The sequence below is a fragment of the Haloarcula rubripromontorii genome, assembly GCF_001280425.1.
Classification (GTDB): Archaea; Halobacteriota; Halobacteria; order Halobacteriales; family Haloarculaceae; genus Haloarcula; species Haloarcula rubripromontorii.
This window is the reverse complement of the sequence record NZ_LIUF01000003.1, coordinates 1-16,037: the sequence shown is the minus strand read 5'-3', so window position 1 is coordinate 16,037 and position 16,037 is coordinate 1. Positions and strand designations below refer to the sequence as shown.

At 59.4% G+C, this 16,037-nt stretch carries 14 protein-coding genes and 1 pseudogene; 5 read left to right on the top strand and 10 right to left on the bottom strand.

Annotation, left to right across the window (positions count from 1 at the left end; all coding sequences use genetic code 11):
• A complete protein-coding gene (locus AMS69_RS09720) occupies positions 1-627 on the top strand; it encodes an METTL5 family protein (RefSeq protein ID WP_053967895.1) in 627 nt (208 codons plus the stop codon).
• On the opposite strand, the gene AMS69_RS09715 is transcribed toward AMS69_RS09720, so the two are convergent.
• Together AMS69_RS09715 and AMS69_RS09710 are read right to left on the bottom strand one after the other, a co-directional pair.
• A complete protein-coding gene (locus tag AMS69_RS09715) occupies positions 624-2,282 on the bottom strand; it encodes a rhomboid family intramembrane serine protease (RefSeq protein WP_053967894.1) in 1,659 nt (552 codons plus the stop codon). The genes AMS69_RS09720 and AMS69_RS09715 overlap by 4 nt on opposite strands.
• Before the next feature lie 110 nt (positions 2,283-2,392).
• On the bottom strand, positions 2,393-2,812 hold the full coding sequence (locus AMS69_RS09710) for a DoxX family protein (RefSeq protein WP_053967893.1): 420 nt from the start codon (positions 2,810-2,812) through the stop codon (positions 2,393-2,395).
• A gap of 136 nt (positions 2,813-2,948) precedes the next feature.
• Between AMS69_RS09710 and AMS69_RS09705 the strand changes: the two genes are divergently transcribed.
• Positions 2,949-3,299, top strand: coding sequence for a winged helix-turn-helix transcriptional regulator (locus tag AMS69_RS09705; protein WP_053967892.1), 351 nt, complete (start codon positions 2,949-2,951; stop codon positions 3,297-3,299).
• Between the two features lie 46 nt (positions 3,300-3,345).
• Positions 3,346-3,672, top strand: coding sequence for a hypothetical protein (locus AMS69_RS09700; RefSeq protein ID WP_053967891.1), 327 nt, complete (start codon positions 3,346-3,348; stop codon positions 3,670-3,672).
• Between the two features lies 1 nt (position 3,673).
• Here the strand turns inward: AMS69_RS09700 and aglJ are convergent, their stop codons facing one another.
• The gene (gene aglJ, locus AMS69_RS09695) at positions 3,674-4,720 is read right to left on the bottom strand and encodes an S-layer glycoprotein N-glycosyltransferase AglJ (RefSeq protein WP_053967890.1); all 1,047 of its coding nucleotides are present in this window, start codon (positions 4,718-4,720) and stop codon (positions 3,674-3,676) included.
• A gap of 328 nt (positions 4,721-5,048) precedes the next feature.
• Here aglJ and AMS69_RS09690 point away from each other — a divergent pair, with 328 nt between their 5' ends.
• Positions 5,049-5,891, top strand: coding sequence for a TrmB family transcriptional regulator (locus AMS69_RS09690; RefSeq protein WP_053967889.1), 843 nt, complete (start codon positions 5,049-5,051; stop codon positions 5,889-5,891).
• On the opposite strand, the gene AMS69_RS09685 is transcribed toward AMS69_RS09690, so the two are convergent.
• The 3 genes from AMS69_RS09685 to AMS69_RS09675 all read right to left on the bottom strand — a co-directional run bounded on the left by AMS69_RS09685 (position 5,888) and on the right by AMS69_RS09675 (position 9,572).
• A complete protein-coding gene (locus tag AMS69_RS09685; RefSeq protein WP_053967888.1) occupies positions 5,888-7,342 on the bottom strand; it encodes a sulfatase in 1,455 nt (484 codons plus the stop codon). The two genes, AMS69_RS09690 and AMS69_RS09685, sit on opposite strands and share 4 nt — an antisense overlap.
• Before the next feature lie 2 nt (positions 7,343-7,344).
• Positions 7,345-8,322 (bottom strand): alkaline phosphatase family protein, encoded by a 978-nt coding sequence (locus AMS69_RS09680; RefSeq protein WP_053967887.1) that lies wholly within the window; start codon positions 8,320-8,322, stop codon positions 7,345-7,347.
• A gap of 68 nt (positions 8,323-8,390) precedes the next feature.
• Complete coding sequence (locus AMS69_RS09675; RefSeq protein ID WP_053967886.1) at positions 8,391-9,572, bottom strand: glycosyltransferase; 1,182 nt, start codon at positions 9,570-9,572, stop codon at positions 8,391-8,393.
• A gap of 125 nt (positions 9,573-9,697) precedes the next feature.
• Between AMS69_RS09675 and AMS69_RS09670 the strand changes: the two genes are divergently transcribed.
• The gene (locus tag AMS69_RS09670; protein WP_053967885.1) at positions 9,698-11,122 is read left to right on the top strand and encodes a sulfatase-like hydrolase/transferase; all 1,425 of its coding nucleotides are present in this window, start codon (positions 9,698-9,700) and stop codon (positions 11,120-11,122) included.
• A gap of 11 nt (positions 11,123-11,133) precedes the next feature.
• Here AMS69_RS09670 and AMS69_RS09665 read toward each other — a convergent pair whose 3' ends face one another.
• From AMS69_RS09665 to AMS69_RS09650, 4 genes and pseudogenes are all read right to left on the bottom strand, one after another.
• On the bottom strand, positions 11,134-12,570 hold the full coding sequence (locus tag AMS69_RS09665) for an oligosaccharide flippase family protein (protein ID WP_053967884.1): 1,437 nt from the start codon (positions 12,568-12,570) through the stop codon (positions 11,134-11,136).
• Between the two features lie 157 nt (positions 12,571-12,727).
• Positions 12,728-13,867 carry a glycosyltransferase family 4 protein gene (locus AMS69_RS09660; RefSeq protein WP_053967883.1) on the bottom strand — a complete coding sequence of 380 codons (1,140 nt, stop codon included), beginning with the start codon at positions 13,865-13,867 and terminating at the stop codon, positions 12,728-12,730.
• Between the two features lie 104 nt (positions 13,868-13,971).
• Entirely contained in the window at positions 13,972-15,585 is a 1,614-nt protein-coding gene (locus AMS69_RS09655; protein WP_238378375.1) for an ArnT family glycosyltransferase, read from the bottom strand.
• Between the two features lie 202 nt (positions 15,586-15,787).
• Positions 15,788-16,037 (bottom strand): annotated as a pseudogene (locus AMS69_RS09650) (IS4 family transposase); the annotation flags it as partial.

Genomic DNA, 16,037 nt, shown 5'->3' with positions numbered 1-16,037 from the left:
ATGCCGACAAAGAGTGCGCTCGCCCAGCAACTCGCCGTTGTCGCCGGTTTCGACAACCCGCGGGCCAGTCTCGAACAGTACCGGACGCCGCCGGATCTGGCGGCCCATCTGGTCCATACCGCGGACCTCCAGGGCGACATTCAGGGGCGGACGGTCGTCGATCTGGGCTGTGGCACCGGGATGCTAGCGCTGGGCGCGGCGCTGCGCTCGCCGGCCCGGGTCGTCGGGCTGGACATCGACCCCGCGCCGCTGTCGACGGCGCGCGAAAACGAGCGCAAGGTCGGGTCGACGACCCCAGTGTCGTGGGTTCGGGCAGATGCCACCACCGCTCCGCTGTGTCCTCCTGTCGGGGACACCACCGTCGTGATGAACCCGCCCTTCGGCGCGCAGTCGGACAACGAACACGCCGACCGACGGTTCCTCGAAACTGCTGCGTCCATCGCAGCCGTGTCGTACTCGATTCACAACGACGGAAGCCAATCGTTCGTCGAATCCTTCGCCGGGGACAACGGCGGCGAAGTGACCCACGCCTTCGAAACGGAGTTCGACCTGCCGCGACAGTTCGAGTTCCACGAATCGGACCGACAGGCGATTACCGCGGAAGTGTACCGCATCGACTGGACCTAGCGTCGCGCCGCTTGCTGGCGGCGCTCCGCGATCTTGACACGAGTCCCATCTGTCCCTGCGTACAGCCGCGAGCGGTTCCGCTCGAAGGTCAGCCCGCCGATCCGCGTCCGCGTCATGTTCGCCGGGAGCGGTGCCTGCCCAACCGTTTCGTTCCCCCGTGTTACGACCACATCGAATCCGTGCTGGCGCGCCGCAACCGTCACGTTCCGCCCGTCGAGTATCACGTCCGCCGTCGATGGCTCCGAGGTATACGCCGTCCGTGACTGACCCTCCTCGCGCCTGAGCTGAACCCGGTAGACGCTGGCATTGCCGAGTACCGACCAGTCTGTCCGGTTCGCGTACACCGATTCGCGCCAGGTCGGTCCGCCGACCGTGACACGCTCCTCGCCGTTGACTGCGAGCCGACCCGGCTGGACGGCGGCGATCCAGACCTCCCGCTCTGCGCTAGCGACGATGACGCCGCTGGCGTTGACGCTTGTCCCCGCTTGCTGCGTCGGCACCCAGATACTCTCGAAGTACGCGTTCGGGACGTTCTCATCGTAGGTCACCACGTAGTCTCTGACCTCGATGCCGTCTTCGGGGAGCTGGTCCGCCTGCAGGTCGACGACGTTCGTCGGGACGGCAGCGAGACTCAGTGCACCGAGGACGACGAGGAGCACTATCACCGCGAGTGACGCCGGGTGGCGGTCGAACGACGGGCGAAACCGCCGGTCAGAACCGACGGTCGCCGCGGCGACGACGAGCGCGAGGAGAAACACCAGTGCCGTCCCAGCCCAGCGGAACAGCCGAAACCGACCGCCGCCGAGCGGGATGTACACCGCCCAGAGGCCCTGTGCGACGGCGAACACGAGCGTCGCAAAGAACACCCGCAACGTGTCCGGGTGTTCGTCCCGACTCCGCAGCAGCGCGAGCGCCACGACGACGCCTGCCAGAATGCCGATAGCGTGCCCCTGGATGGCGATGTTGGACCACCACGGCGTCACGAACCGGGTCTGACCAGCGGCCGTCGACACCGGATATCGGAGCGCCGAATACAGGAGGTCAAGCACGCGGGTCCCGAGAAACGCACCGAGAAACAGCGTCGGCCGCGTCACGAGCGCGAACCCGGCAATGGCAAACACCACGCCCGAAAAGCCAACAATCGGCCCGATAGCGAACACAGCGGAGAACACACCCACGACGAACATGGCGACGGGCACGGCCAGCAACCGGGCAAACGGGTTCGTCCGAAGCGACGTGAAGGTCTGGACACCCCGCTTGCGAGGGTAGTGACCCCAGACGTACTCCGCGACCGTCCCGTACACCAGCGTTCCCATGAGGTTCCCCGTAATGTGGCCCTGACTGCCGTGGGTAAACGCCCCCGTGAGCATCCCGAACGGGTAGAAGTACGACCACGTCCGGAACGGGGTGACAAGCGGGTCCCGCGGGTGCCACCACGCGCCCTGCAGGAACAGGTACACCGCCAGGACGCCGGCCATCGTCAGCAGCGTCCCCCATGGAACGCCGAGGAGGAGTCGTGCCCGTATCCCGTCGCCAAGTCGCGCGGTCGACAGGCGGCGGACGGCAAGCAGGATGACAAGCACCACGACGAGGACGACCGCTTCCTGCCACGGGAGCCACGCGGGCGTGGCCGGCGTCGGCAGCGACTGCATCATTCACACACAGTTCAGGTACGCGACGGCTTATGGATGGCGACAGGTGTCGCCGACAGTGACTGATGAAGGCGGGCCGGGCGAAGGCAGCCGACTGTGGTAGACGCGGGCCTTCAGAACAGGGACAGGGCGACGCTGTACGGCCACGACGTACCAGCCACCGCAAGCAGCGACAGCGCGCCGCCGGCGAGGGCGATGTTCTTGAGGAACTGCGTCATCTCGTCCTGTACCTGGTCGTCCGGGACCGCCCAGAAGTTGTGCATCAGGACGGCGGAGCCGACGAGGAACGTCGCCAGCCCACCGGCCGCGATGGCGGGGTACGCACCGATAATAACGAGGACGCCGCTGACGAGGAGTAACCCACCGCTTCCGTAGACCGACGCCGCGGGTGCCGGGAGCCCTTTCGCCGCCGCGTAGGGGGTCATCTGTCCGGCGTTCTGGAAGTGGTTCAGTCCCATGAAGGCAAGCACCCCACCGAACAGGAGTCGGCCCAGCAAGAACAGTTCGCCCGCACCGGCGGACTCGAACGCCATCAGGCGCTCACCTCCGGGGTCGGGGTCGTTTCGCTACGAGACTGTCGAACCGCGATTAGTGGTTTCATTACGTTACTTGGTTCGTATCCGAACCTATTTGTACGTTCCCGGACAAGAGGGATACCAGGTAGCACCAATGTCATCTGAAGTATTCACTGTCACAGACGAGGAAGAAGAGAGCGGCCCGTGTGCCGTTATCGAGTCGCTGGAACAGATTGGGTCGCGCTGGCGACTGATCGTGCTCCACGAACTGCAGAAGGGTGAACAGCGATTCAACGAACTCAAACGGGCCACCGACGCCAGCTCTCGTACCCTCTCGCGGGTCCTCGATGATCTTCAGGAGATGGACTTTGTCGACCGGCGGCTCGAAGAGGACGCGCCAGTCGCGACGTACTATCGACTCACGCCAAAGGGTGAATCCCTCTGTCCGGTGTTCGACGAAATCGAGGACTGGGCTGAGGAGTGGCTGGCCGGGTGCAAGAACTGACTGGACAACGTAGACTTTTCTATCCCCCGGCCCCATCGCTTTACCAATGGGAGTACGGCCACCAGCCGATAACAGCGACGAGCCAGATGTCATCGAGTTCGGTATCGCGGCACTCGACGCCCGCCTGTCGGACGTGGACATCGAGTATCCCGCGACGACGAGAGAGGTCCGGGACGCCGCCGGCCACATCGCAGTCCCGTTCGACGCGTCGGGCCACTCGATGACCGTCGCCGAGGCGCTCGACGAGACGAACGCCGCGGAATTCGACAACGAGCAGGAGCTACTCAACCACCTCCATCCGATATTCGAACGCAAACGGGAAGCGACCAGAAACAGTATTCTCTCCCAGCTCCGCGCGCTGGTCCCGTTCTAAACTACTCGTCGGGCTGGTGCGGAGATACCGGCGGCGTTGTCTCTGTGTCACTCTCTCCGGTACCCTCCGCGTCACCGACCGGCTGGTCGTCGAACACGTCCGCCGGCTGACCGCGGGTCTCGTGTGTGAGTTGGACGGCAAGATCCTCTAGACGGCGTGTCTGTTCGCGGTTTACCGCCACGAGCATATCGGACAGGACGCCGAACATGAGGAGCTGAATCCCCAGCAGAATGGCGAACGAGCCGACAACTGCGATCACCTCGTGTGAGATACTGTTGACGACCCAGTCGTAGGCCACGTACGCGCCGAGGAGGAACCCGACCACAGTGCTTCCGAGACCAACGCTCCCGAAGTAAAACAGTGGATTGTTGGTCTTTGCCATCTGGTACAGCGTCAGGATGATCGTCGCGCCGTCCCGGAACGGACGGAGATTCGTGTCGGACTCGTCGGGCCGGGGCTGGTAGGTGATCGGCACCACGGCCGTCGAGATGTTGTGTTTGACACACTCGACGGCCATCTCCGTCTCGATACCGAAGCCAGAAGCCGTCAGCGAACTCCGCTGGAAGGACTGACGCGTAAACGCTCGATAGCCAGAGAGGATATCAGTGAGGTCCCGTCCGTGAATCGTTTCGAAGGCACTGTTGATGATGCGGTTGCCGATCTGGTTCAGTTTCGTCATCGCGCCGGGTCGCATATCCGCGAACCGATTTCCGATGACGTGGGCGGCCTGACCCGACAACAGCGGTTCGAGTAGCCTGTCCGCTTCGTCGGGCCGATAGGTCGCATCGCCGTCGGCCATCAGCACGTACGGCTGCTCGATGTGACGCGTCACTGCCTCCCTGACAGCCTGTCCCTTCCCCGAGCCGGACTGTTCGACGACTCGCGCGCCGGCTGATTCGGCAGCCTCCTGTGTCCCATCGGTCGAGCCGCCGTCAATGACGAGAACGTTGGTAAACCCCTGCTCACGAAACCCGGACACGACCGACTCGATAGTCTCTGCCTCGTTGAATGTCGGCAACAGTATACAGACGTCGTCTCGGTCGGCCATTGACTCAACGTCATCCACGCGAAGACAAATAAATGCGGGTCTGCCCGCGTGCGGGGTTTCGGTTAGGTTCTCGCAGTCGTCGATGAAAAAGCGGTGACTATCAAAAATCGCTGATAACAGCCGTATCAGTCGTTGCGCTGCTCGCTCATGTGTTCCCAGACCTCCGCACAGCCACAGCCGTCTTCGATGTCTTCCATGTGATCGTCTTCCTCGGTCTGGGATGTCGCAGTCATGTTACTCACTCTTCGAGTAACTACTCGCCGCCACCCACTAATAGATTTGGGCGGCGGGCGACGCGTTTTACATCCCCTGCCACACATGGGCGTGTATGAGCGACCCCGCGGACGTGTTCGACCTGGTCGGGCTGACCGAATACGAGGCGACAGCGCTGGAACAGTTGCTCTCGCTCGGCCGAACGACGGCTCCGAATCTCGCGGAAGCGAGCAGCATCCCCAAGGCCCGCGTCTACGGCGTGCTGGAGTCGCTGTCTGACCGCGGCTTCATCAAGGTGATACCCGGCCGTCCCAAGGAGTACCAGCCGAAATCGCCCGGCGAAATCCTCGACCGGGCCGTCGAGAACCGCAGGCAATCATACGAATCGTTCGCCACAGACATCGACTCCTACCGCGAGGCCTTCCTCGCAGAGTACGAACCGCGGTTTGAACGGGCAAGCGAAGACATCTCGCCGACGGCCGAACTGTTCCACGTCGTCGACGTGGGCGAACCGAGCGAACGCGAGACCCGCCGACTGTATGATGACGCTGAAGAGACGCTTCGCGTCATCACCAATAGCTTCGCCTACCTCGATAGCGTCGAGCGCGCACTGGCGGAGACACTCGACCGCGGTGTCGAGGTCAGCGTTCTCTTCTTGCATCCCGACGAGCTACCAGCGGAGAAGGCTGCTGTTCAGGCCGACATCGTCGACCGACTGGCCTCGGAGTACTCTGCTGTCGACCTGCGGTTCAGCACTGAGAAGCTCCCCTGGCGCGGGACGCTCGTCGACCCCAGCATGGACTACGACAGCGGCGAGGCGATTCTACTAGTCGAGGAGCCAGACGTTCCCAACCACATGCGCCAGGCCGCAATCACGGACAACGGCTCGTTCGTCGCTGGGATGCAGCGCTACTTCGACCTGATCTGGGAGTATGGAAGCCTCCCGCCGGGGCGTTAGACGTAGCCGAGGTCTTCCAAACGTTGGTAGGTCCCGTCGTCGAGGTTGTCGAAGTCCTCGCCCGCCGTCTTGACGTCGAGTTCCGCTATCGATTCGAACGCGCGGTCGACGTGCTCGGTACCGTCATCGGAAACTTTGTACGACGTCTGGGCGTTGCGACTGACGACTGTGGCGGCGCGGTCCTGGTTGGTACAGTACTTGACAACCGCCTCACCGTCGTCTTCGAACACTGCTCGCGACGTAGCGGTCCACGGCGACAGGTCGTCAACGTACGCACCGGCGCGCTCTTGCAGCGGTTCATCGAGGCCGACGGCAGTAGCGAGGACCGGTCCGTCGGGACAGAATCCGGCCGGCTGTTGGTTGCCGTCCCGCACCCGGTCCACGACTCGTGGAAATTCGACCAGCGACGCGGGGCGGTCGACCTGGCGAGACTCGGTCTGGCCCGGATAGCGCACGATGAGCGGGACATGGAGCAGACAGTCATGGATCGCGACGCCGTGTTCGGCGACCCGCACGCCCGGGCGAACGTCGCTCTCTTCGCCGAAACCCTCGCCGTGATCGCTCGTGATGACGAGAAGGGTGTCGTCGAGCTCACCGCGTCGTTCAAGTGCCGAAACCAGCCGTTCGAGTTCCGCGTCCATCTGGCGAATCGCGCCGTCGTACAGCGATTCGACCGCCTTCTTTTGCCACCACGGCCGATGTCCGCCGTTGAAATCCCACTTCTGGTCCTCGAAAGCGGCCTGCAACGACGACGCCTCTGAGCCGCCCCACCGGTCGTATTCCGGCATCGGTTCGTACGGAATATGGGCATCCATCAGGTTGAGACACGCTGCCCACGGCCCGTCCTGTCGGTCGCTCCAGTCAAGCAGCGAGTCCACATAGACATCTGCCGGCGTTGATGCTCTGACACTATCCGGGAGGAACTGCTTGTAGTCTGACTGGACTTTCGTTGCCACGCCGTTTGCAAGTGACCGAAGCGGTGCGTCACTGCCCAGCGCGAGTTTGAGGAACTCCACATACTGTCCCCGGCCTTCGTTCGAGACGAATTCATGGGGGTTGACTGCCACTGGAAACGGGACGTTCCGTGCTCCGACGATCTCGTCGAAGCCGTCGCGGAGTCCGACATCGACAGTCGTCAGCCAATCGTTCTCGGTAAACACGCCGGTACTGTATCCGTCTTCTCGCAGCTGCGTGAAGACCGACGCCGACGGGTCCAGTCGGCGCCCAGCCGAGACAATACCGTGTTCTTCGACATGTAGGCCGGAGAAAATGCTCGCGTGGCTTGTGACGCTTCGCGAACCAGGAGCTCGAGCCTGTTCATACAGCGTCGCCCGCTCTGTAGCGAAGGAGTCCAAAAACGGCGTCGTCTCGTTGACGTGACCATAGCCGCTGAGATTCTGTGCCCGTACGCTGTCGAGGATGACGAGCAGGACGTTTGGATCGTCCGACATGGTTACATATACCCGAGGTCTTCGAGGTGCTCTTTGACTTCTGCGCCCGACCGATCGGCGTCTTCTGACGCCGTCACCTGCGGCGTCGACGTGTGGTCCGTCTCATCAAGTTCGGCTTCGATAGCCGCCCGGACATCGACGACGCTCTTGATTGCGTCGACCATGGCTGGGTCGGTCCCCGCAATCATCGCCTTGTCGGTGTGGACGCCGTCCTGCAGGCCGTGATCGCTGACGAGCAACAGCTCGTCGTTGTCTCCAAGGTCGTCACGAACCTCACCGACGAACTCGTCTATTTCCTCGTAGGCACGGTTCTGCAGTGAGGGCTGCTCGTACGCGACGTGGCCAATGAGGTCAAGTCCACTCGTGTATGCAAACACCAGTTCGTGTCGTCCTCCTCTGAGCGCCCGTCGTGCGCGAACAAGGCGAACCATCGACATTTCGAGGCACTGTTCGTAAAAAAGCGCCGGATCCGTCGACGAGTGACCGCCTTTCGCTTCGAGATCACGCTCGAAGAGATCGCCGAGGTTCCGCCGGAGGCTGTGTTCGCGGTCCTCTGTGCCCGGGTCGATCACATAGTTGGGGATGCCGATTGGTGCCGCCTCCCGTCCGTCGAACACCGTCGTCAGATCGTTCTCCTCGTAGTAGGTTGCCGGGATCCGGAACGCGTCCTGTTCGGTATTGTTCAGTAGCCAGGCGCCGAGACGCGTCTGTAGCTCCGACGGGAGAAGGTAGTCAGCAGCTGCACTACCGAATCGGAGGATAGGGTTCTCCCAAGCGACACCATCGTCAAGCGTGATACCATGTTCCGGAGGCCTAAGTCCCGTAATAATCGTTGGCCAGAGTTCGTGGGTGCTGGGGCCACCTTCGACACTCCTGATCGTCTCGATGGCGTGGTGGTCGGCAAGCGTCAAGTTCGGATGTGCCGTCGAATCTACTAGCTCCGGGTCGAGTGCATCGATACCCAGCACTACGAGGACCATATCTATTCCGAACGTCTCAGTCGATGGATTAAGACCTTTCGGTGCAGACGATAGACGGCGGTACGGCCTTAACCAGACAGCGAACGGTACACCTCGAGATACTCCGCCGCGATTTTCCGCCAATCGTATTTCTCCTCGATACGATCCCGCGCCTGTCTGGATACCTGTCTTGTGAGTTCGTAATCAGAAAGCAGGGTCGTGACGGCATCGGCGATCGGTCCTGGCGATTCTATCGGAACGACAAAGCCTTCCTCCCCGTCACGGACCATCTCGCGCGCCCCGGAGATATCGGTGACGACCACCGGACAGCCGGTCGACATCGCTTCTAAACGGACGAGAGAGAAACTCTCTGATCTCGATGGGTGGATGAAGACACGTGCCCGCGAGAGGTGCTCTCGGACGATAGACTGGTCAACGTACCCGTGGAACGTGACGTTTCGCTCCAGATCGAGGCGCTTGACCTGCTCGTGTAGGTCGTCTTCCAGTGGCCCATCGCCGAAGACGTTCAGATGGACATCCGGATACTCCTGTCTGATTCTGTCAAGTGCCTCGAACAGGATGTCGTAGCCCTTCCGTTCCCTAAGGCTACCAATAGCCACGAGTTCCTTGGAGTCCGCGGGTTGACTGTAGTTGAAAAAGTCCGGGTCAACACCGAGCGGTATCGTCCGGAGTTTCGACTCGTCGACAAAATCGGCGTACACTTCTCGAGCCTCTTCATGGACGACAACAACCCGATCAGCGGCCTTGAGTGTCCGTTTGAATAAGTCCATCCGAGGTGGGTCCAAGACCACGTCTCGCGTTGCATCGACAGCCCCGTGTAGCGGGTCTGTCAGCGGACGCGGCAGTTCGGACCCGACCCAAGAGGAGATCATTCGATTGAACTCTTCGGCCATAATTGCGTGTCCAGCCTGACAGGGTCCGATGACGACCGGGATGTCCCTCTGGAGGCCCGAAACCAGTAGAGGATTGAACCACCGATAGCTGAGGTTCATGTGATGATATATGTCAACGGGACCGTTACGTAGCTCCTTCAAGAGTGTCCAGTATAATTTCGCGTAGTACGCGATCCGGTTGGAGCCACCGAGCGGATACACAGTGACGTTTTGTGGGTCGAGCCGGTCGGAAACCGTCTGTGTGTATGTATCGACGATGAAATCCTTGTCGTGGAGGTTATTCAATAGATTGTAGCTCTTCCCGTATTCGTCGTTAGACATATCCGCCTTTGTCGGCCCGACGAGAACCCGCGGCATGAGTGGTGATGGAGCAGTGGAGGATTTAACCGTTATGTCTGGCGTTTTGCCATTAATTTCACTCAGTGACTTGGAGGCTGTACTTCACGAAAGACATATTATTGCGACTCCAGTCACTCAACACAATGGATTCGCCGAACGTTCTCCTCGTCATTCTCGATAGCGTCCGGGCGAGAAATTTGAGTCTCTATGGGTATGGTACTCGGACAACGCCGTTTCTCGAACGGTTTGCTGACGAATCTGAGGTGTACGAACAGGCGCGCGCGCCGAGCATTCACAGCGTCGCAAGCCACGCGAGCATCTTTACTGGCTATCACGTCCCCGAGCATGGCGTGACAAAGCACGAATCAGAACTGGACCCCGAAAGCACGATATGGCACGAACTCGCGGAGGACTATGATTACGAAACGGGAATCTTCACACCGAACGTGGTGGTCGGCGTGTCTTCGAATCTGACCGAACCATTCCAGACTGTCGACGGGCCGCGGCAGGATCCCGGACACCGCTACTTCGAAGCCGGAATCACGCCCTCGGATATCGAAGGTCATCAGACGAACCGTGAGTACCTCATCCGGTGTTTCAACAATGATGCGCCACTGCGGTCGGTGATCAACGGGCTGTATTTCCAGTACTACGACGGCGGCACCGATACCGAAGACGAATCGGCCACAGAATACATCGATTCATTTCTAAACTGGTCAGGGTCGCGGAGCGGTCCGTGGGCGGCGTGTCTTAACCTGATGGACGCTCATTACCCGTACGAACCGATGCCGGAATACGACCAATGGGGTGGTAGCGAGCTACAAGCCCTCCACGATTCCCTGTCAGCCCCGCCGTCACGAGAGATCGTGACAAATGACGACTGGTGGAAGCTCCGAGCAGTCGAGAGCCTCTACGACGGGTGTATCAGGCAACTCGATGCTGCGATGGAGTATCTCATCGCGGCACTCAATAAGCGAGGCGACCTAGATGACACGCTGTTAGTTATTACAAGCGATCACGGCGAAGGGTTCGGTGAACGAAGTCGAATCGACCCCAGTGTACAAGTTGCAGATCACAGCTGGGGAATCAGCGAGGTACAGACGCATGTGCCGCTGGTCGTCAGGCGTCCAGGCGAGTCTGATAGCGTCGTCGAAAATCGGATCGCGAGCCTTACTCGGTTCCCCGATGTTGTCAGGGATGAAGTGATCGGCGAGCACAGTTCGTTTGCTGTAGACGACCATGCAATCGCTATGACGTATCGTCTCGAACAGCCGGAACGAGTGCTACCGGCGTCGTGTCAGGACAGATCGAGGTACGCCGGTCCGTGGCGAGCAGTCTATCGACAGGCTGGGGACGCCGTGAGAAAAGACGCCAACCACGGATCCACCGCGCGAACGATTCTGATAGAGGACGCTCAGGTGTCCTATCCGCAAGACGACGAGGAATCGTCTCTCGGGACCGTCTACAATAGCTTCGAAGACAAGGGCGTTCGGAAGGGTCAGGCCGGCGAACAGGCACTTGACGACGATGTCGAGCAGCAGCTAGAAGAGTTGGGATACCTCCGGTAATCGGCCTCCAGTTATCGCAGTAAGGCAACTTGCGGGACGTTATCGAGAACGACAGTCCGGAACTGAGACGAGATGGACACTAACACTGCGAAATAGGTGGCCGCCCCAAGGATGAGAAGTGCGGTCGTAGCGATCTCGTTGGGAAGCGGTTCGTTCGCCTGTGCCAGCGCACCGCTGAGGACGGTGACGAGTGCACCCATCGCCACTGTTGCACCAATTTGCCGTGAGATCTCGGCGACGGGAACGCTGAAATCGATATGTCTGCAAAGGATGTAGTAACCGCTGATCAGGCTCAGTAACGAGGATGTCGCAGACGCCAGCGCAGCCCCAGTCATACCAATGGAGTAGACCAAGACCGCGTTTAGCGCCATGTTCGAGGCGATCAGTACCCCATTTACTTTGAACGCAGCCTTCGGTTGATCAATCCCCCCAAGTGCGTTCGTGAACTGCTTTTGATACCCGTAGAACAGCACTGAGAGAATAAGTAGTCCAAGGACCCCTGCTCCCTGTACGAACTCATCACCGTAGATCCGAAGAATGCGGTCGGACAGCAGTAGCCCCCCGACAAGGCCGGGTATGGTTACTAATCCGGTGTAGGATAGCGCGTCCTCAATGAGAGACGCGATCTGTTGATCCCGGTCGTCTGCCGACAGCTTACTTAATTCTGGGAACAGCGCGCCACTGATAGACGTGCTGAAGATGATGAGGAAGTTCGCAATGTTCCAAGTAATACCGTAGACCCCGACGAGCGAACTCGGAACGAACAGTCCGAGGATGATAACGTCGGCTTGCTGGAATGTTTTTCCTTCGAGCCGTCCCATCCAGGCGTACTTCGCGTAATCAACGAGTCGTTCGAAGTGCTCTTTTTGTGGCAGGTGGTACGGACCACCGAGAACGTAGAGCCCGGCGACCACGAGGACGAGGCCACCCAGCGCATATCCCATTACGAGTGCAGTCAATCCGAAGCTGAGAAGCACACCACCGACTTGTAGGACCGTTCTGGCAATTCTTCGCGCAACCTTGAGTACCGCCGCGACGTGGACCATGTGAGCCCCGTTGAGCATCGCGTCAACGTACGACCCGAGCAATCCGACAGCGAGGAGGATGATCACGAACCCGATACGGTCAACCTCGAAGTTGCTGGTGATAATTTCCTGAAAGAGCAACAGACCGACAATGATTATCCCACCGATAACTGCAATCGTAAGCCCTCCTGCAAGCTTGTACTCCCCGGTATCCGTTCCCTCGCTGACTCGTTTCGTAATCGCACTGCCGATTCCGATTGAACCGAGAAGTGAGAGCCACGCAACAATTGAGAGCAAGAGGTAGTACTTTCCGAGAATTTCGGCACCGAGTAGCCGTGCAAACAAGATTGTGGCAATAAAGCCAGCCGCAGAAGAGAGACCCTTCGAAACGAAAGAGATGAACGATGTTTGCCCGATTCGCATCTGTATACATCAGGTGATACACAAGACGTTATTAGAGTTTGTTGATGTCTCTGTAATCGCGTTAGTGAATCGGCGCATGCCAAAGTAACGAGCAGAATCAGACTTTGTAAAGCTACAGGGTTCGGGCCGGTTAGCAAAATGTCGATAGATGCCACAGCTACAGTCGGTTGAGTATCGATCTGTACCGCTCACAGGCCGCTTCGAAACTATACTGGGACTCGATCAGGTCGCGTCCGTTCTCGCTGATCCTGTCCAATCCATCCCGCTCGAGGATATTGAGTATCGTCTCGTGAAGGACAGCCGCCTCCCGTGAATCGAGCAAGAAGCCGGTTTCGCCCTCGCGGACGACATCCGGGACGCCCGAAACCGGCGAGGCCAGTACTGGTGTCCCACAGGCTAAGGCTTCCAGAATCGTTGTCGGAAGTCCTTCAGTCGGTTGTGACGGTAACACGAGCAGAGAGAGGTCATTTAGTTGGTCCGGCACGTCGTCGTGATCCACCCAGCCGGTGAGCTCGACTGCTCCGCGTTCGATTTCTGCCGCGAGTTCAGATGACAGCCATGACCGGAGGTCTCCGTCGCCAATGAATCTGAAGGTCACGTCGTCGGGTAGTCTGGCGGCGACAGTAGCGAGTTCACGGATGTTCTTTTCCTCGTCGAGCCGCCCGAGGAATCCCACGATGCGGCCACGGTCGGTGTAAGCTCGCTGGACGCGAAATTCGTCCGTCCGGACGTAGCGCGCTCCCGTCGGATAGACGTTCGGGGATTCCGGATGCAGATCCAGTTGACGAGCCATCTCCGGTGTATACGTTATGATGCCGTGAGCCGCGGCGAAGCCAGCCCGTTCCAGCGTACGCACCGTGTAAGCGAGCCCGGCGGCCACCCAGTCGGGCAACTGCTGTTCCCAGTTCAGTCGGAGCGTTAGCGGTACGTCGCCTCGGGGTTCAACGAGAGCCGTCTTGCCGAGCAACCGAGCCACAATGATGGGTAACAGGTACGACGTTGCCCCAAAAAACAGGACTACGTCTTCGTCACGGGCAGCTATGACGCGGCACATCCGGAGTTGATTCAGCAGGAACCGGACTGCAGCGGTGACGGCGGAGTCACCCGTGCCTTTTTGCGTGAGTTCGATTAGTTCGTGCCGGTCACGAATCTCAGAATCAGCCGGCAGGTCAGCCGTCACGAGCGCGACCGATGTCACAGCCGACAGGATATCAAGCAGGCTTCGCGTGGCGTTTTCGCCAGCGGCAGCAAGGGGATGAGTGACGACACAGACACTCGGGAGTGGTTCGTCAGTCACAGATGTCACCCTCGCTCGGTACCTCGGGCGACTCGCTTGCTATCATACTGGGTGTGTAGTCCGAGCAGGCAGTGCGTGGCGAGTGGTTTTCCATATAGTTGTTATCAGCAGGTCGGTTCATCGTCTATCCGTTTCAGCACAACGATAGTCGGGTTCCCATCCTCGGGGAACGACGAGAGTCGGGTACTGTCTCTGAATTTCCGCTCCGCGCTGAGCTCGGTGTCAACTGGTGGACCGAAGGTTCGAACAATTTCGTAGTCCTCTTCGGCGAATAGCGCCGACATGCGTTCAGTCACATCCGGGTACACGGACGGATCTTTAAAAAACCGGAAGTAGTGGTAACTGGAGAGTACGACGTATTCGGGCGCGTTACAGTCCAGTCGTTCAAGCCCTGGCTGCCACTCTTCGCGAGGGAACGTCGAATGAATGACGTAACGATTTACCGTCGCCTCTTCCGGGAACTCTGGGAGGTACACCCGCTGAGAATACACGTCAACAGAATCGGAACCATCTAAGTTCGCGTGCGTCCATTCGGTCGCTTCCTGCCGCGACTGGCTGATATCAGCGACACCGGCAGCGGTATGGACACCTGAAAAGACAACAGCGAGCGTGAGAAGGACAATTCCAACAACTCGGACGGAACGAGTAGATTGGGTTAGCTCGGAGCCGGCAACGCCAGCGAGAACTGCGAGGATCGGGAACAGTGGCATCACCCGGGGGAACTGTGTCATGTTTCCCTGAATAATGACTGCGAAGTACGGGGCAGCATAGAGGAGCAATAGCCAGAGTGCACCGTCGAGAGTGCCTCGCAGAAGGAAAGCGACGACGAGCAGCACAGACAGTATTGAGAACAGGAACAGCACAATCCCTTGCCCTTCGGCGAGGTGCGCGAGCTGGATGAGCCATCCGGGATCCGACCAGTTATACGATACTGATTCGCTCGTGCTACGAACGACGTACCGGGAGATTTCGTCGGCCCACGAAACTGGATGGAAGAAGATTGAGGGGGTTGTGGTAACATATCCAAGGACCGTTAGCGTTGGGTATTTCCACGCTGCCACGATGAATTCGGCAATGCTCCCAGATTCGTCCCAGTGGCGTTCAATGATCACAACAGCGATAGGGAGAACAAGGAGGCCGGCAGTCGCCTTTGTCGATGCTGCTAACCCAGCCACCAGTGCAGCGATCAACAGTGTTCTGGTGTCGCTTGAATGAAACGCACGAACCGTTAGCAGGAACCCGAGCATGAGGAAAAACGTCATCGGGACATCTTCAGTCGCGTAATGGGCGGTGTGAACGTATCCGACAGTGAACGTCAAAAACGTTGATGCGAGGATTCCGGCACGCCGGTCCAGTAGCTCCTGGCCGAGATAATAAAGGACTACCACAGTTCCGACACCGAACACGACGGATACTAGGCGACCGGCGAACAGCACATCGTAAAAGGCCGTAAGGAGGTCCGGGGACACGCCCCAACTTGGTGAACTCCCGACGGTAGCCGCGCCAGACATGATGTCGCCTAGTTGACCGGTTGCGAGCCAGTATAGCGTCACCGGGACAAAAGAGAGCGCTAAAAGGTAGAGGTGGAGATTCCCACCCTTCCGAAAGTTGTCTATGAACGGGTTCTGCTCGTATCCCATCCTGAGAGCGAGTTCTATAGCACCGGTTTCATCCGGAAACGTCAGATGTGGCCGGAGTCGCCAGGTGCCAAAGGCCATCAGCAGGAGCGCAGCAATCGCAATGAGTGGCACGAACGGCTCACGTCGGGCCGACTTGCCGATTCTGTTCCACGGACTAGAGGGCATTTTCTCGTGATTAACCACTGACTGTAATAGTCTGTACGGTTCTAAGAGACAGCATCACGATCAGCACCCTCCAACCTGAGTCCAACACCTGTTTTCATGAAGTATTCGTCTTTAGCTAAGACTCACACCTCGGTTGTGTAGCGGTAGCGAGCGTCTCTTGTAAGATCGGTCGTTGTTGGTGGATTTTCTGGGCATCTTCGATTAGCCGCTCCAACAACGGCGGTGGCGAGTAACCGAGGTACTCACCGAGTTCGTGAAGGATGAGCTGGGCGTGCGACCGGAAGGTCGCCGCCCAGCGTTCCGGCGGAAACACGATCTCATCGTCGGCCTGCTCAGTGACCAGATCCAACAACTCACGACTCACC

Coding starts and splice junctions, on each gene's coding strand:
- AMS69_RS09720 (WP_053967895.1), top strand. CDS start 1: ATGCCGACAAAGAGTGCGCTCGCCCAGCAACTCGCCGTTGTCGCCGGT.
- AMS69_RS09715 (WP_053967894.1), bottom strand. CDS start 2,282: ATGATGCAGTCGCTGCCGACGCCGGCCACGCCCGCGTGGCTCCCGTGG.
- AMS69_RS09710 (WP_053967893.1), bottom strand. CDS start 2,812: ATGGCGTTCGAGTCCGCCGGTGCGGGCGAACTGTTCTTGCTGGGCCGA.
- AMS69_RS09705 (WP_053967892.1), top strand. CDS start 2,949: ATGTCATCTGAAGTATTCACTGTCACAGACGAGGAAGAAGAGAGCGGC.
- AMS69_RS09700 (WP_053967891.1), top strand. CDS start 3,346: ATGGGAGTACGGCCACCAGCCGATAACAGCGACGAGCCAGATGTCATC.
- aglJ (WP_053967890.1), bottom strand. CDS start 4,720: ATGGCCGACCGAGACGACGTCTGTATACTGTTGCCGACATTCAACGAG.
- AMS69_RS09690 (WP_053967889.1), top strand. CDS start 5,049: ATGAGCGACCCCGCGGACGTGTTCGACCTGGTCGGGCTGACCGAATAC.
- AMS69_RS09685 (WP_053967888.1), bottom strand. CDS start 7,342: ATGTCGGACGATCCAAACGTCCTGCTCGTCATCCTCGACAGCGTACGG.
- AMS69_RS09680 (WP_053967887.1), bottom strand. CDS start 8,322: ATGGTCCTCGTAGTGCTGGGTATCGATGCACTCGACCCGGAGCTAGTA.
- AMS69_RS09675 (WP_053967886.1), bottom strand. CDS start 9,572: ATGCCGCGGGTTCTCGTCGGGCCGACAAAGGCGGATATGTCTAACGAC.
- AMS69_RS09670 (WP_053967885.1), top strand. CDS start 9,698: ATGGATTCGCCGAACGTTCTCCTCGTCATTCTCGATAGCGTCCGGGCG.
- AMS69_RS09665 (WP_053967884.1), bottom strand. CDS start 12,570: ATGCGAATCGGGCAAACATCGTTCATCTCTTTCGTTTCGAAGGGTCTC.
- AMS69_RS09655 (WP_238378375.1), bottom strand. CDS start 15,585: ATGGCCTTTGGCACCTGGCGACTCCGGCCACATCTGACGTTTCCGGAT.